Source organism: Phenylobacterium sp. (assembly GCF_036264965.1).
In the GTDB taxonomy this organism is placed as follows: Bacteria; Pseudomonadota; Alphaproteobacteria; order Caulobacterales; family Caulobacteraceae; genus Phenylobacterium.
Genome location: NZ_DATAPY010000002.1, coordinates 18,036 through 33,655 on the forward strand (window position 1 = coordinate 18,036; position 15,620 = coordinate 33,655).

At 68.6% G+C, this 15,620-nt stretch carries 16 protein-coding genes and 1 other RNA gene; 14 read left to right on the plus strand and 3 right to left on the minus strand.

Annotated elements, in window-relative coordinates; genetic code table 11:
* The first annotated feature begins 143 nt into the window (after positions 1–143).
* Positions 144–1,937 (plus strand): acetolactate synthase 3 large subunit, encoded by a 1,794-nt coding sequence (locus tag VHS75_RS00205; RefSeq protein ID WP_329636582.1) that lies wholly within the window; start codon positions 144–146, stop codon positions 1,935–1,937.
* On the opposite strand, the gene VHS75_RS00210 is transcribed toward VHS75_RS00205, so the two are convergent.
* Entirely contained in the window at positions 1,934–2,245 is a 312-nt protein-coding gene (locus VHS75_RS00210) for a DUF6665 family protein (protein ID WP_329636583.1), read from the minus strand. The genes VHS75_RS00205 and VHS75_RS00210 overlap by 4 nt on opposite strands.
* Positions 2,246–2,306: 61 nt before the next feature.
* Positions 2,307–2,669 carry a nuclear transport factor 2 family protein gene (locus tag VHS75_RS00215; protein ID WP_329636584.1) on the minus strand — a complete coding sequence of 121 codons (363 nt, stop codon included), beginning with the start codon at positions 2,667–2,669 and terminating at the stop codon, positions 2,307–2,309.
* A gap of 174 nt (positions 2,670–2,843) precedes the next feature.
* On the opposite strand from VHS75_RS00215, the gene ilvN reads away from it, so the two are divergent.
* Both ilvN and VHS75_RS00225 read left to right on the plus strand, forming a co-directional pair.
* Positions 2,844–3,395 (plus strand): acetolactate synthase small subunit, encoded by a 552-nt coding sequence (ilvN, locus tag VHS75_RS00220; RefSeq protein ID WP_329636585.1) that lies wholly within the window; start codon positions 2,844–2,846, stop codon positions 3,393–3,395.
* 42 nt (positions 3,396–3,437) lie between these two features.
* The gene (locus tag VHS75_RS00225) at positions 3,438–4,349 is read left to right on the plus strand and encodes a hypothetical protein (RefSeq protein ID WP_329636586.1); all 912 of its coding nucleotides are present in this window, start codon (positions 3,438–3,440) and stop codon (positions 4,347–4,349) included.
* On the opposite strand, the gene VHS75_RS00230 is transcribed toward VHS75_RS00225, so the two are convergent.
* Positions 4,312–4,914: an inner membrane-spanning protein YciB gene (locus VHS75_RS00230; RefSeq protein WP_329636587.1), complete on the minus strand. Its 603-nt coding sequence runs from the start codon at positions 4,912–4,914 to the stop codon at positions 4,312–4,314. The genes VHS75_RS00225 and VHS75_RS00230 overlap by 38 nt on opposite strands.
* 128 nt (positions 4,915–5,042) lie before the next feature.
* On the opposite strand from VHS75_RS00230, the gene ssrA reads away from it, so the two are divergent.
* The 11 genes from ssrA to bla all read left to right on the plus strand — a co-directional run.
* Positions 5,043–5,417, plus strand: a transfer-messenger RNA (tmRNA) gene (gene ssrA, locus VHS75_RS00235).
* 221 nt (positions 5,418–5,638) lie between these two features.
* The gene (locus VHS75_RS00240) at positions 5,639–6,127 is read left to right on the plus strand and encodes an SspB family protein (RefSeq protein ID WP_329636588.1); all 489 of its coding nucleotides are present in this window, start codon (positions 5,639–5,641) and stop codon (positions 6,125–6,127) included.
* 10 nt (positions 6,128–6,137) lie between these two features.
* A complete protein-coding gene (locus tag VHS75_RS00245) occupies positions 6,138–6,608 on the plus strand; it encodes a PaaI family thioesterase (protein WP_329636589.1) in 471 nt (156 codons plus the stop codon).
* Positions 6,609–6,610: 2 nt separating this feature from the next.
* Entirely contained in the window at positions 6,611–7,384 is a 774-nt protein-coding gene (locus VHS75_RS00250) for a C13 family peptidase (RefSeq protein WP_329636590.1), read from the plus strand.
* Between the two features lie 123 nt (positions 7,385–7,507).
* Complete coding sequence (locus tag VHS75_RS00255; RefSeq protein ID WP_329636591.1) at positions 7,508–9,769, plus strand: serine hydrolase domain-containing protein; 2,262 nt, start codon at positions 7,508–7,510, stop codon at positions 9,767–9,769.
* Positions 9,770–9,888: 119 nt separating this feature from the next.
* On the plus strand, positions 9,889–11,538 hold the full coding sequence (gene fliF, locus VHS75_RS00260) for a flagellar basal-body MS-ring/collar protein FliF (protein WP_329636592.1): 1,650 nt from the start codon (positions 9,889–9,891) through the stop codon (positions 11,536–11,538).
* 5 nt (positions 11,539–11,543) lie between these two features.
* On the plus strand, positions 11,544–12,569 hold the full coding sequence (gene fliG / locus VHS75_RS00265; protein ID WP_329636593.1) for a flagellar motor switch protein FliG: 1,026 nt from the start codon (positions 11,544–11,546) through the stop codon (positions 12,567–12,569).
* A complete protein-coding gene (locus VHS75_RS00270) occupies positions 12,569–13,252 on the plus strand; it encodes a flagellar assembly protein FliH (RefSeq protein WP_329636594.1) in 684 nt (227 codons plus the stop codon). The genes fliG and VHS75_RS00270 overlap by 1 nt, the downstream gene beginning before the upstream one ends.
* A 10-nt stretch (positions 13,253–13,262) precedes the next feature.
* Positions 13,263–13,619, plus strand: a complete 357-nt coding sequence (gene fliN / locus VHS75_RS00275) for a flagellar motor switch protein FliN (RefSeq protein WP_329636595.1) — start codon at positions 13,263–13,265, stop codon at positions 13,617–13,619.
* A gap of 28 nt (positions 13,620–13,647) precedes the next feature.
* Complete coding sequence (locus tag VHS75_RS00280; protein WP_329636596.1) at positions 13,648–15,015, plus strand: sigma-54 dependent transcriptional regulator; 1,368 nt, start codon at positions 13,648–13,650, stop codon at positions 15,013–15,015.
* A 6-nt stretch (positions 15,016–15,021) separates the two neighbouring features.
* The coding region (gene bla, locus VHS75_RS00285) for a class A beta-lactamase (RefSeq protein ID WP_329636597.1) at positions 15,022–15,620 on the plus strand (599 nt) is incomplete at its 3' end.

Sequence of the window (15,620 nt, forward strand, 5' to 3'; positions counted from 1 at the left end):
AAAATCTCGTGCGCAGCATTCTTGTACTCGTAAGGCGACCCGCCACGGTCTGAGATCAGCTCAGTCCGTCAACGGTCGCTTGCACCAGGCCCCCAGCGGGCCTTTTTTATTGCCCAAACCAGAGCCGATCCCCAGAGACCATCATGACCGCCCATAGCTCCACGATCCAAGCCGAGACCACCACCCTGTCCGGGGCCGAGATGGTCGTGCGCGCGCTCCTCGATCAGGGCGTCGAGGTGCTCTTCGGCTATCCGGGCGGCGCGGTGCTGCCGATCTATGACGCGCTCTTCGCCGAGCCCCGCCTGCAACACGTGCTGGTGCGCCACGAGCAGGGCGCGACCCACGCCGCGGAGGGCTATGCCCGCTCCACCGGCAAGCCCGGCGTCGTGCTGGTCACCTCCGGCCCCGGCGCCACCAATGCGGTGACCGGCATCGTTGACGCCCTGATGGACTCGATCCCGCTGATCGTCATCACCGGCCAGGTCGCCACCCACCTGATCGGCACCGACGCCTTCCAGGAATGCGACACCATCGGCATCACCCGGCCCTGCACCAAGCACAACTACCTGGTGAAGGACGTCGCCGACCTGCCGCGCATCCTGCACGAGGCCTTCCACATCGCCACCTCCGGCCGTCCCGGTCCGGTGGTCATCGACATCCCGAAGGACGTGCAGTTCGCCAAGGGCGCCTATCAGGGCCCCGCCGAGGTCAAGCACGTCCACAACTACGCGCCGCGCACCAAGGGCGACCCGGGCCGCATCGCCGAGGCCGCCGCGATGATCGCCAAGGCGCGCCGCCCGATCCTCTACACCGGCGGCGGCGTGATCAACGCCGGGCCGGAAGCCTCCAGGCTGCTGCGCGAGTTCGCCGAGCTGACCGGCGCGCCGGTGACCTCGACCCTGATGGGCCTGGGCGCCTATCCGGCCTCCAGCCCGCAGTGGCTGGGCATGCTGGGGATGCACGGCTCCTTCGAGGCCAACAACGCCATGCACGACTGCGACGTGATGATCGCCGTCGGCGCACGCTTCGACGACCGGGTGACCGGCCGCCTGGACGCCTTCGCGCCGGGCTCGCGCAAGATCCACATCGACATCGACGCCTCATCGATCGGCAAGAACGTGCGCACCGACATCGGCATCGTCGGCGATGCGGGCTCGGTCCTGGCCGACCTGATCGGGGTCTGGAAGCAGAAGAACCTGAAGACCGACAAGGCCGCCATGGCCGACTGGTGGAAGCAGATCGACGCCTGGCGGGCCCGCGACAGCTTCCGCTATGCGCCGGACGCGAAGCTGATCAAGCCGCAGTACGCCGTCCAGCGGCTCTATGAGCTGACCAAGGACAAGGACGTCTACATCACCACCGAGGTCGGCCAGCACCAGATGTGGGCCGCCCAGTTCTACCGCTTCGAGGAGCCGAACCGCTGGATGACCTCCGGCGGCCTGGGCACCATGGGCTACGGCCTGCCGGCCGCGGTCGGCGTGCAGATGGCCCATCCCGGCAGCCTGGTTATCGACATCGCCGGCGACGCGTCGGTCCAGATGACCATGCAGGAGATGTCGACGGCCGTGCAGTACGGCCTGCCGATCAAGATCTTCATCCTCAACAACGAATGGATGGGCATGGTCCGCCAATGGCAGCAGCTGCTGCACGGCGAGCGCTATTCGCACTCCTATTCGTCCAGCCTGCCGGACTTCGTGAAGCTGGCCGAGGCCTATGGCGGCGTCGGCTTCCGCGCCGAGCATCCTGACGAACTCGACGGCATGATCCGCGAGATGATCGCCGTCGATAAGCCGGTGATCTTCGACTGCCGGGTGACCAAGGAAGAGAACTGCTTCCCGATGATCCCCTCCGGCAAGGCGCACAACGAGATGATCATGGCCGAGGAAGCCCGCGATCTGGGCACGATCATCGACGACGCGGGCAAGCGGTTGGTCTAGCGGGCGCCGAGCCTGACCATCACCTCGCGCGGAATCTGATAGTCGGCGATGATCTGGGCGCGGTCGCGCAGGCCCATCACCTCGCGCTGCACGAAGTAACACCAGACCGCGTCGGCGGCCTTCTTCAGCACCTCGGCGCGGCCGTCGCCCTCATGTTGGCGCAGCGCCGCCAGCGCAGCCTCGGCCTTGCGGCCCATCCGCCCCAGCGCCGCGGCTTGCTCTTCCGCCACCTCATGCTGGAACGCCGCCTCGGCGGCGTCCCCGGAAGGACGCTTCAGCAGGTTGAACAGCATCTCGCGCGACGACATGGCCCCCATGTTGGCGCCAAGCCGCCGCTGCGCAAGCGACCGCTGCTCACAGGCCTCGCGACTATTGGCCGTAGAAGAATCGCTCCTCGGCGATCTTGCCGTCCTTGATGGTGTAGACGGCCATTTCGTCCATGCTCGTCCGCTCGCCGCCCTTGGGCGTCATGTCCATCTTGAACCGGACCACGAACTGGTCGCCGTTGATGTAGGGCCCCTCGACCTCGACGCCGTGGACCTCGTGGTTGTTGGCCCACCACTCGCCCTTGCCGCGCGCCGCGCCGATGCCGCGGCTGACCGGGTCGCCGCCGCCCGGCGCGCCCGCCTCGACGCTGACCACGTCCTCAGCCCAGTACTTCTCGCCGCTCTCGGCGAACTTGCCCTGTTTGCACAGCGCGACCAGATCGTTGGCGACCTCTTGGATGGACATGGCGAACTCCCTTTCTTGCCTCGTGAAACCCGATGTTCGTCCGCTCCGATGACGGTTCGGCGTCGGGCCTGTGATGAAGACGCGCCACCGGGCGTGGTTGCGACACCGCCTTGATAGACCCAGCTCATGACAGCGTGCTGGCAGCAGTGTGGCGGCGGAGGCTATAAGGCCCTCATGACCGACACCGCCCAGCCCGCCTCCGTCTACGACCTGGCCCACGCCGACGAGGTCGAAAGCCTGGCGACCTTCGCCGTACTGGTGGACAATGAGCCGGGGGTGCTGCATCGCCTGGTCGGGCTGTTCGCGGCGCGCGGCTACAATATCGAGAGCCTGACGGTCGCCGAGACCGACCACAACGCCCACACCTCCCGTGTGACCATCGTCACCCGCGGCACGCCGCAGGTGCTGGCCCAGATCGAGGCCCAGCTGACCAAGATGGTCTCGACCCGCCACGTTCAGGACGTGACCCGCGACCCTAACGGCCTGGAGCGCGAGCTGGCGCTGATCAAGGTCGCGGGGTCGGGCGCCGAGCGGGTGGAGGCGCTGCGCGTGGCCGACATCTTCCGCGCCCGGGTGATCGACACCACCCACGCCAGCTTCGTCTTCGAACTGACCGGCGCGCCGTCGAAGATCGACAAGTTCGCCGATCTGATGCGGCCGCTGGGCTTGGTGGAGATCTCCCGCACCGGCGTCTTATCCATCCAGCGCGGCGTCGAGGTGCTCTAGCTCCAAAGGGAACCGTCGACGGACCTCGGCGGCTTTGCAGTCGTGCGTCGTCTTGTCGTCATAGCGCTGCTGATCGCCGCCGCGGCGGGTCCGCTCGCCGGCCGCGCCCAACCGGTGAAGCCGCCGCCCAAGGGATTGCCGCCGCAGGACGCCGAGATCTGGCCCTTCCCGCCGCCCGATCCCCAGGCGTGGTGGGACGAAAAGCGCCCCCTCGCGCCGGAGGCCGCCAACCCGCTGGGCGGACGCCGCCAGGGCTCGGGCGAGCGGCCGATCCCCGTGGACAACGGCGTCGATCCCTCGACCTACCGCCTTTGGGGCTTGATGCCGCTGCAGTGGCAGCTGTTGCGCGGGTCGGAGTTGATCCTGGAAGTCTGGGTGCGCCCGGCGCGCAGCGTGCGCCAGAGCGTGGTTCGGATCACCGTGCGGCGCGACGGCAAGGCCTTCGTCCAGGCCCGAGCCGGGTTCGCCTGCTGCGAGGCGGGGATCGCGCGGCGGGTGGGCTTCGACGCGGAACTGCCGGACGGCCAGGCCACCGCCTTCCTGTCGCTGCGGACCGATCCTCTGTGGACCGCGCCGCGCGACGTGCGGGTGAGCGAGGGACCGGACATCTCCGACAGCGTCTGCGTCGACGGCGCCGCCTATGACCTGACCCTGATGATCCCGGGCCGCGCCCGCTCGCTGCGCCGCGCCTGCGACGACGCCGAGATCGGCCAGGCCGCCGAGGCTCTGGAGCCCGCGCTGCGCGCCGCCATGGGCCACGATCGCCGCTTCGACGTGATCTTTCCGGCCGGCGGCGACTTCGCCAAGGCGCGGGCCGCCTACCGCGATCTCGTCGCCCACGGCGGCCAGCTGAAGCCGGCCCCGCAGGCCCGGCCGCAACCGCCCGCAGTCGAGCCCGCGCCCGACGAGGCCGACCCTATGCCGCCGCCGCGGCCGCAGGCTCCATCGCCTTAGCCTCCAGCGCCCGCTGGCCCGCCCGATAGCGGAGATAGCCGATATAGCGGACGCTGCCGAAATGGACGGCGAACATCAGGGCCTTCGAGGCCAGCGGGACTACAGCGATGAAGGCCGGCCAGACGGCGGGGAAACTCCAGGCGATCAGGCCGTTGGCGATGGCCGTGGCGAACATCAGGGCTGACCAGGCATAGCCCCACCCGATCTGCAGGTCCGCCACATGCTCCACGGCATCGGCCGGCAGGTAGCGGATCATCCATCCGCGCTTCAGCATCACCACACCGATCGCGACATAGATGATGGTCGGCTTGATCATCAGGAAGCGCGGGTCGTTGGTGAGGATGCCCAGGGTCCCGAACACCACCACCAGGCCGAGGGAGGCCCATTGCAGCAGCTCCACCGGTCGCTTCAGCGCCTTCTGGACGACCACCTGCCCGAGACCGATCAGGAGCGCCGCGGCGGTGGCGACGCGCACGTCCACATGCAACGCCATCAGGATCGCGAAGACGATGGTCGGAAAGAAGTCCGAGAGCAGCGGCCGCACGGCGAAAAGCAGGTCTTTCATCCGAATTCTCCAGCAAAAACTTGTGCCTGGAAACCTAGCGGCGCGGCGCCGATCGCCCGAGTCCACTCACGAAGCTCGCACGGCGATTGGCGGAAAACACCCTGCCATCCACGCTTCGCGAACGGGAGAGTCTTCTTTTCCTAACGCCTGCGGCCTATATTCGCCGGGTCAGGGCTTGCTCTGACTATGGAGATAAACGCGCACGCAATAAGCGGACTGGACCCGGGTGCGATTCCCGGCGGCTCCACCAATCTTCCCCGGGTTATCGCCGGCCCAATTCTGGGATGGAAGCGAGGGGCCGATCAGCATCGACAGACGTGTAAAGGTGTTGCTTTCTTCCGGCCTGACCCACCGTTCCGGGTCTTAAACTAACTGCGAACGATAACTTCGCTGGAGAAGTCCGCCTGGCCGCGTAAGCGGTTCGACGGTTCTCAACCTAAGTCCTAGGGGTTCAGATCCTTAGGCGGGGCCCGGAGGGCGCCTGCCAACAGAAGCCCTCCACCTACCTCAGCGGTAGGCGCCCTCCTCTTTCCAAGCAAGGGGGCGAGGCGCCTGCAAACAGAAGCCTCCCACCTATCTCGCCAAAGGCGCCTTCCCTCTTTGGCAGGAACTTGCGGGCGCCTGCCAACAGAAGCCTCCCACCTTTCCTCCGCTCACCCCATCTACGGCTTTGCGCGCTGCAACACAGGCGTTAGGTTTACGGCCACTGTTTGTTGGAGACCCCATGGCCCAGGACCCACCGGCCCAGGACTTGATGCGCTATGAGGCGATGGCTCAGGACGCCCTGCGTGGCGTCGTGAAGACGGCGCTGAAGCGCGCGGCCGCGCCGGAGGGCCTGCCTGGCGCGCACCATTTCTATATCACCTTCAAGACCGACGCCCCGGGCGTCTCCGGCCCGCCGGACCTGCTCGGCAAATATCCCGACGAGATGACCATCGTCCTGCAGCACCAGTACTGGGACCTGGCGCCCGGCGAGACCTTCTTTTCGGTGACCCTGCAGTTCGGCGGCCAACCCAAGCGGCTCAGCGTGCCCTATGCGGCGGTGACCCGTTTCTATGACCCCAGCGTGCAGTTCCTGCTGCAGTTCGAAGCGCCGGCCGCGGCCGAGGGCAAGACGCCGGAGCCGGAGGCCACCTCGGCCACCGACCCCGAGACGCCGCCCGCCGACGGCGAGGCCAAGATCGTCTCCCTCGATCAATTCCGGAAGAAATGAGCCGCTCCGCATGGACGACGTCGCCAGCGCCGAACCGCTGACCCTCACCGACGCTGAGATCCTGGAGCGCTTCCTGCGCACCAAGAACCAGCCCACCGGCTCCCAGACCCTGGGCTTTCGGATGCTGTCGGTCAGCCAGGCGACCAAGACCGTCGAGGTGGAGTTCGAGGCCAGGGCCGAGCTGCTGCTGAACCCGATGAAGCAGATCCAGGGCGGCTTCCTCTGCGCCATGCTGGACGAATGCATGAGCGTCGCCTGCATGGTGGCCTCCGGCATGACCGCCGTCGCGCCCACGCTGGAGATGAAAACCAGCTTCTTCCGCCCCGGCGCGCCGGGGAAGCTGCGCGGCGTCGGCCGCGTCGCCAAGTGGGGCCGCCAGGTGGCCTTCACCGAGGGCGAGCTCTACGACGCCGACGGCCGGCTCCTGGCCAAGGCCACCGGCACGGCCATCCCCACACCGTTCCAGAACTACAAGAAGTAGCCGTGCAGCAGCTCTCGCGCCTGGCGTTGCTGATCAGCCTGATGTGGCTGGCCGCGGCGCCGGCCGCGAGCGCCTCGGCGTTCAGCGACTGGAGCTGGGTGGTGGTGGCCGGCGACTGGCACGCCCACTCCGGCGGCCCGTCCGAGGCCTTCGACAACACGCGGCGCGACGTGATCGCCGAGTTCGAGCAGGCCGGCTTCGACGCGGCGAACCTCAAGCAGTTCTCTGTCCGGCCGGAACGCTATCCCGACGCCCACCCGGAGAAGTCCACGCCGCAGGGCATCTATGACGCACTCGCCGACCTGACTGCCAAGGCCCAGGGCGGCTGCCTGATCTATTTCAGCTCCCACGGCGCGCCGATGGGCGTGGTGATCGACCAGCAGTTCCTGCCGCCGGGCGTCCTGGCGCACATGGTCGACACCACCTGCGGCAAGCGCCCGACCGTGGTGATCATGTCGGCCTGTTTCTCCGGGGTCTTCGTGCCGCCGCTGGCCGGACCGAACCGGATGGTGCTGACCGCCGCGCGGCCCGACCGCTCGTCCTTCGGCTGCGGCGAGGCCGACAAATATCCCTACTTCGACCAGTGCGTGCTGGAGACCCTGCCCAAGGCGGCCAACTTCGCGATCCTCGGCAGCACGGTGCAGGCCTGCGTCGCCACCCGTGAGGTGAAGGAAGGGATGAAGCCGCCGTCCGAGCCGCAGCTCTTCATCGGCGCGGCCTTGAAGCCGATGCTGCCGCTCTATTCCCTGGCCTCGGGCGGTCCCAAACGAAACTGAAGCCGGCCGACGGAAGCACGCCGCGCGTTGCAAGCTTGGCCCATCCTTCGTTGCAAGCTTGGAATGACTCGCTGCGGCGCCTACAACCGCTTGAGCGTTCCGCTCCGATCTCCAGGATTCTCGATGCGGTCCATCGTCTTCGCCGTCGCCGCAGCCGTGCTGTTGCTCGCGCCCCTGGCCGGCGCGGTCGCCCAGGACGACACCACCCCGCCGGTGAAGCACGCCGCGCCGTCGCCCGGCCTGCCCAAGGCGCCGATCCCCTACGCCAAGCTGCACCCCAAGCCGGCTAAGCCGAAGGCGGCGACGCCCGCAACAACGACGCCGTCCGCCGCCGCCGCGGCCCCGCCGAAGCCCGCGCCGGTCGCCCAGGCGCCGATCGTCCACGCCGAATCCGCCCCGCCGTCCCTGCCCGCCGATGAAGCCGTCGCCGCGGCGCCCGCGCCGGCTCCCGCGCCGCCGCCACAGCCGGTCACGCCGCCGGCGCTCACAGCCCGCCTTTCCGCCGGCCAGGCCATCCCGCCAGCCGAGTTGGAAGCCTTCGCCGATGGCCTGCTCAAGGACGCCATGGCCCGCGAGCACATCGCCGGCGCGACGGTCTCGGTGGTGCAGAACGGCCAAGTGGTGCTGAAGAAGGGCTACGGTTTCGCCAGCCTCAATCCGCAGCGCGCCGTCAACCCCGACAAGACCCTGTTCCGCCTGGGCTCGATCTCCAAGACCTTCACCTGGATCGCCGTGATGAAGGAGGTCGAGGCCGGCCGCATCCGCCTGAACCAGCCGGTGAACCTCTACCTGCCGGAAAAGGTGCAGGTGAAGGACCAGGGCTATGATCAGCCGGTCCGCGTCGCGAACCTGATGGACCATTCCGCCGGCTTCGAGGATCGCGCGCTGGGCCAGCTCTTCGAGCGCAACTACGATCGGGTGCGCCCGCTCGACCTCTATCTGCGCCAGGAGCGGCCCAAGCGGGTCCATACGCCGGGCGCGGTCTCCAGCTATTCGAACTACGGCGCGGCGCTGGCCGGCGAGGCGGTGACCTATACCTCCGGCAAGCCCTATGAGCGGCTGATCGAGGACGAAATCCTCAACCCTCTCGGCATGGCCCATACCACCTTCCGCGAGCCGCACCCGGCCAAGGCCGGCCTCCCGGCGCCGATGCCCGAAAGCCTGGCGGACAACGTTTCCGACGGCTACCGCTGGACGCCCTTAGGCTTCGAACGCCGCGACTACGAATTCATCGGCCAGATCGCGCCGGCCGGCGCAGGCTCCTCCACCGCGGCCGACATGGCGCGCTACATGCTGATGCAGCTCGGCGGCGGGCAGATCGACGGCGCGGCCATCTACAACGCCACCACCGCTCAGGATTTCCGCACCCCGCTGCGCAAGACGCCGGTGGGGATCAACGGCTGGGCGCACGGCTTCATGGTCTTCGACCTGCCCGGCGGCCACCGCGGTTACGGCCATGGCGGGGCGACCCTGTCGTTCTTCTCCAACATGGTGGTGGTCCCCGATCTGAACCTGGGCGTCTTCATCTCCACCAACACCGCCACGGGCCGGCCGCTGGTCACGCGCTTCCCCGAGCGGATCGTGCAGCACTTCTACGCCGCCCCCGAGCCGTTCCCGCGGGCCGGCTCGCCGGAACTGGCCCAGCGCGCCGGCGACTACGCCGGCCACTACCTGACCACCCGGCGCGCCTATTCCGGCCTGGAGGGCTTCGTCGATCAGCTGAACAACAGCGCGTCCGTCGATGTCGCCCACGGCGGCCTGCTGGCGATCAGCGATAGGGCCGGCGTGCGCACCTTCGTCCCCGAGGGCGCGTTGGACGAGGGCCGATTCATTGCATCGCAAGGATCGGAGCGGGTCGCCTTCGACTTCGCCAACGGGACAGCCCGCGCCTTCCACGTGGCCAACGGCACGCAGGTCTTCGAGCGGGCGCCCTTCTGGCGTGAACCCATGACCCTGGCGTTGCTGATGGGGCTCGCGGCCTACGCGGCGGTGGCGACCCTGATGGGCGTGGGCTTCCGCAACCGTCGCGAATTCCGCGAGAACCAGATCCAGACGCGCGCCAGCCTGGTGCAGAACATCCAGGCGGTGCTCTGGCTCATTTCGCTGGGCCTGTTCGGCCTGTGGGCGTTGAAGAGCGGCGACGAAGCGGCGGTGATGTACCGCTGGCCGGGCGTGCTGATGATCACGGCTTCAGCGTGCGCCCTGGTAGCCGCGGGCCTGACCGCCACCACCTTCCTCGTCCTGCCGGCCATCTGGCGCGGCGGGCGGCGGGTGGATAGCTGGAGCCACCTGCGCAAGGCGTTCTTCACGATCACTGTCCTGATCTACGCCGCCTTCTCCACCGATCTGGCGCTGTGGGGCGCGCTCAGTCCCTGGAGCGGTTAAGCTTCGCAAACACCGCCCGTCTAAACCCCGCGTTTACCAAGCACTGGGTAAATCCTGCCTAGCGGTAGGCAAGAACGACACGCCCGTCCGCGAATTGGGTTTTTCGGAAGGGCTCGGCGTTGAACCAGATCCTGGCTGCGCTTCAGAGGTTCGGGATCGGACGGCTCGCCGCCATCCTCGGCATCGGCGCCGGCGTGGCCGCGGCCCTGTTCGCCATCACGACGGGCCTCGGCCAGCCCAAGGCCCTGCTCTATTCGAATCTCGACCTCAAGGAAGCCGGGACGATCACTCAGGCCCTCGACCAGGGGAACATCAAATACGAGGTCAAGGGCGACGGCTCGACCATCCTCGTGAATCGCGACCAGGTCGCCTCGACGCGGCTGATGCTGTCGTCCAAGGGCCTGCCGACCGCCGCCAGCGTCGGCTACGAGATCTTCGACAACTCCAGCGCCATGGGCCAGACGGACTTCGTCCAGCAGCTCAACCGCCAGCGCGCCCTTGAGGGCGAGCTCGGCCGCACCATCATGGGCCTGGACGGCATCACCGCCGCCCGCGTCCACCTCGTGCTGCCCAAGCGCCAGCTGTTCGAGGAGGAGGCCGACCAGCCGTCCGCCTCGGTGAGCCTGGGCGTCGGCGGCCGCGAGCCCGGCCCTGACCAGGTCCGCGCCGTGCAGAACCTGGTGGCGGGCGCCGTTCCCAATCTGAAGCCCGACCGCGTCACCGTCATCGACCAGCACGCCAAGACCCTCTCCGGCGGCGACACCGGCATGGCCGCCGAGGCCGACGGCCGCAAGACCGAAGTCGAGCAGCGCATCGCCAAGCAGGTGAAGACCCTGGTCGAGGGCATCGTGGGCGTTGGCAAGGCGCGCGTGAACGTCAGCGCCGACGTCGACATGGCCCACGTCACCACCCAGAAGGAGGCCTTCGATCCGGACGGCCAGGTCGTCCGCTCGGAAAGCACCACCGACGAGAATTCCAAGGAAGCCCAGCCCGGCCAGTCGACCCAGGCCTCGTCCGCCGCGAAGATCCCCGGCGGTTCGCCCGTCGACCAAGGCGGCGACTCCAGCAACGCCAGCGGCAAGCAGGAATCGACCACCAACTACGAGATCACCAAGACCACCACGACCCAGGTCGTCGAGCCGGGCGCGGTCAAGAAGATCTCCGTCGCGGTCGCCGTCGACGGCGCCTACGGTCCGGCCGACAAGAAGGGCAAGCCCGGCGCCTACACCCCGCGCTCGGCGGCCGAGATGGCCGACATCCAGGCGCTGGTGCAGGCGGCGGTCGGCTTCGACCAGACCCGCGGCGACCTGGTCAAGGTGATCAATGTCAAGTTCCCCACTGCCGAAGATCCGGACGGCGTCACGGCCGCCAACCCCCTGATGGGCTTCGACAAGAACGACATCATGCGCGCCGCCGAGCTGGGCGTGCTGGGCGTCGTCGCCATCCTGATGATGCTGTTCATCGTTCGCCCGCTGCTGAGGGGCGCCCTGGGCGGTCCTGGCGGCCCGATGGCCATGGTCGGCGGCCCCGGCGTGACCCGCATGGTCACCAACGCCGACGGCCAGCCGATGCAGATCACCGTCGACCCGGTGACCGGTCAGCAGCTGCTTCCCGCCCCATCCAACGAAGGCCTGGAGCAGAAGATCGACATCGCCCGCATCGAGGGCCAGGTGAAGGCCAGCTCCGTGAAGCGCGTGGCTGAGTTCGTCGACAAGCACCCGGATGAATCGGTCTCGATCATCCGCACCTGGCTGCACGAGTCCGCGTAGCCGTCATGGCCAAACCCCCCAGAGGAATTTCCGACGCCGCCAAGCTGACAGGGCCCGAAAAGGCCGCCGTGGTGCTGCTGGCGCTTGGCGAAGACCATGCCGGCGTCTGGCGGCAGCTCGACGAAGAGGAGATCAAGGTGATCTCCCAGGCCATGGCCGGCCTCGGCCAGGTCAACGCCAGCGTCGTCGAAGATCTCCTGGTGGAGTTCGTCTCCGGCATGGGCGGCGGCAACATCACCGGCTCGATCGAGCTGACGCAGCGCCTGCTCTCCTCGATCATGCCCGGGGAGAAGGTCGACACCCTTATGGAGGAGATCCGCGGTCCGGCGGGCCGCACCATGTGGGACAAGCTGGGCAACGTGAACGAGGCGGTGCTCGCCAACTACCTGAAGAACGAATACCCGCAGACGGTCGCGGTCGTGCTCTCGAAGATCAAGTCGGAGCACGCCGCACGCGTGCTCACCTGCCTGCCCGAGGACTTCGCGCTGGAATGCGTCACCCGCATGCTGCGCATGGAGCCGGTGCAGCGCGAGATCCTCGACAAGATCGAGCAGACCCTGCGCACTGAATTCATGTCGAACCTGGCGCGCACCTCGAAGCGCGACAGCCACGAGATGATGGCCGACATCTTCAACGCCTTCGACCGCCAGACCGAGACCCGCTTCATCACCGCCCTGGAAGAGCGCAACCGCGAGGCGGCCGAGCGCATCCGTGCCCTGATGTTCGTCTTCGAAGACCTTTCCAAGCTCGATCCTGGCGGCGTGCAGACCCTGCTGCGCTCGGTGGAGAAGGATCAGCTGGCGCTGGCGCTGAAGGGCGCGTCCGACAGCCTGCGCGAAATGTTCTTCTCCAACATGAGCGAACGCGCCGCCAAGATCATGCGCGAGGACATGGAGACCATGGGTCCGGTCCGCCTGCGCGAGGTCGAGCAGGCGCAGATGACCATGGTGCAGTCCGCCAAGGACCTGGCCAACAAGGGCGAGATCGTCCTGATTGGCGCCGGCGGCGACGACGACGAGCTGGTGTACTGATGGCCGTTCCCGTTTCCGGCCCCATCGAGAAATTCGGCTTCGACACCGTCTTCGAAGCCACGGGTGAGGTGCGGTTCGCCACGCCCCGGCCCAAGCGCACCTTCACCGCCGAAGAGGTCGAGCAGATCAGGCGCGCCGCCGAGGCCGCCGGCGAGGCCCGCGCCATGGCCAGCATCGCCAACCACCAGGCCCACGCGCTCGAGGTCATCGGCCGCGCCGCCCAGCAGGCCCTGCCGAGCCTGGCCGGCGTGGCCCACGAGCACCGCGTCGGCTCCGCCGAGTTGGCGCTGGCCTGCGGGCGCGCCATCGCCGGCGCCGCCCTCGACAAGTTCCCCGAAGCCCCGGTCCGCGCCGCGCTGGAAGCTCTGGCCCGTGAGATCGAGGCCGCCCCGCGCCTGATCGTCACCGCCGACGCCGGGCTGACCCAGGGCCTGCAGGTGGTGCTGGACGAGACCGCCCAGGCGGTCGGCTACCCCGGCGCGATCCAGGTCCGCCCGCAGGCGGGCTTCGCGCCCCACGCCTTCACCCTCGACTTCGGCGACGGCTCGGCCAGCTTCGATCCCGCCGCCGCCGCCGAACGCGTCGCCCAGGTCCTGCACGCGGCGCTCGCCGCCGAGGGCCTGCACGCCGAACCCCTGATCCCTGGCGGCGGAACGCCCGCCCCAGACACCCAAGAGCCCTGAAAGCCAGGCCATGTCCGAAACGCCAGACCCCGAAACCGCCGAAGAGCTGAAGCTCGACGAATTCGCCGCCGGCGAGGGCCGACTGCCCGAGACCATCAGCGAGGAAGACAAGACCGCCACCGACCTGGCGCCGGTCTTCGACGTGCCGGTGAACATCTCCGCCGTGCTCGGCCGCGCCAGCCTCTCGGTCGCCCAGTTGCTGCAGCTGGGCCAGGGCAGCGTCCTCGAGCTCGACCGCAAGGTCGGCGAGGCCATCGACATCTACGTGAACAACCGCCTGGTCGCCCGTGGCGAGGTCGTCATCGTCGACGAGCGCCTGGGCGTGACCATGACGGAAATCATCAAGGACGGCGACAACGCGGCCTGAGGCCACGTTTGTCTGAGGGAGAATATCCATGCGGCTTCTGGTCGTCGGAAAATTGAACGGACAGCTCTCCACCGCCGTGAAGATGGCGATGAGCGCTGGCGCCAAGGTCAGTCACGTCGAGACCACCGACGCGGCCACCCATGCGCTGCGCGCCGGGCAAGGGGCCGACCTCCTCATGGTCGACTACGAGCTCGACATCGCCGGCCTGATCGCCGCCAACGAGGCGGAGCGGATCCGGGTGCCGGTGGTGGCTTGCGGGGTGGCGGCCGACGCGGCCGGCGCAGCCGGGGCCATCAAGGCCGGGGCCAAGGAATTCATCCCGCTGCCGCCCGACGCTCAGCTGATCGCCGCGGTGCTGGCCGCCGTCGCCGACGACAACCGCCCGATGGTGGTGCGCGACCCGTCGATGCAGGCGGTGATCACCATGGCCGACCAGATCGCCCCCTCCGACGCCTCGATCCTGATCACCGGCGAGAGCGGCGTGGGTAAGGAAGTCATCGCCCGCTACGTCCACCAGAAGTCGCGCCGCGCCAGCCGCCCGTTCATCAGCGTCAACTGCGCCGCGATCCCCGAGAACCTGCTGGAAAGCGAGCTGTTCGGCCACGAGCGGGGCGCCTTCACCGGCGCTGTGGCGAGGCGCATCGGCAAGTTCGAGGAGGCGAGCGGCGGGACGCTGTTGCTCGACGAGATCTCCGAGATGGACGGGCGCCTGCAGGCCAAGCTGCTGCGCGCCCTGCAAGAGCGCGAGATCGACCGCGTCGGCGGCGGCAAGCCGGTGAAGGTCGACATCCGGGTGATCGCCACCTCCAACCGCGACCTCGCGCAGGCGGTCAAGGACGGCGTCTTCCGCGAGGACCTGCTCTACCGCCTCAACGTCGTGAACCTGAAGCTGCCGCCGCTGCGCGAACGTCCGGGCGACATCGTGGCGCTCGCCGAGCATTTCTCGAAGAAGTACGCGGCCGCCAACGGCATCGCCGCGCGGCCGATCTCGGCCGAGGCGCGCCGCCGGCTGGTCGCCCACCGCTGGCCCGGCAACGTGCGCGAGCTGGAGAACGCCATGCACCGCGCGGTGCTGCTGGCGAACGGCCCCGAGATCGAGGATTACGCGATCCGCCTGCCTGACGGCGCGCCGATGCCCACGCCGGGGGCCGAGACCGCGCGGGTCGCGTCGGTGGCGGCGGAGACCGCCACCCGGGCGTTCGTCGGCCAGACGGTGTCGGCGGTGCAGCAGCAGCTGATCATCGACACGCTCGGCCACTGCCTCGGCAACCGCACGCACGCGGCCAACATCCTCGGCATCTCGATCCGCACGCTGAGGAACAAGCTGAACGAGTACACCGCGGCCGGCGTCTCCGTGCCGCCGCCGCAACAGGGCGCGGCCGCCAGCGCCGCTTAGGGTCCCATGATCGCGCGTTCCACCCGCCGCGGCCTGATCGCCGGCGCCGCCGCCAGCCTCTGCGTTGGCCCGGCGCTCGCCGCCGCCGACGAGCTCGCCGCCATCGAAACGCGGGTGGGGGGCCGGCTGGGCGTGTTCGCGCTCGACGTGCGCACAGGGGCGAAGCTCGGCCATCGCGCCGACGAGCGCTTCCCGATGTGCAGCACCTTCAAGGCCATGGCCGTGGCCGCCGCGCTCGCCAACGTCGAGTCGGGCGACGAGCGGCTCGACCGCTTCGTGCGCTACGGCGAGGCGGACCTCTTAGGCAACGCACCGATCACCAAAGCCCACGTCAAGAAGGGCGGCATGGCGTTCGGCGACCTCTGCGCCGCGGCGATCACCGTCAGCGACAACACGGCGGCCAACCTCATCCTGGCCTCGATCGGCGGCCCGGCCGGCTGGACCCGCTTCGTGCGCCGCATCGGCGACAAGACGAGCCGCCTCGACCGCACCGAGATGTCGCTCAACACCGCCATTCCGGGCGATCCGCGCGACACCACGACGCCCGCCGCGATGGCCGCCGACCTGCGCGCCGTGCTGCTGGGCGGCATGCTCGGCCCCATCAC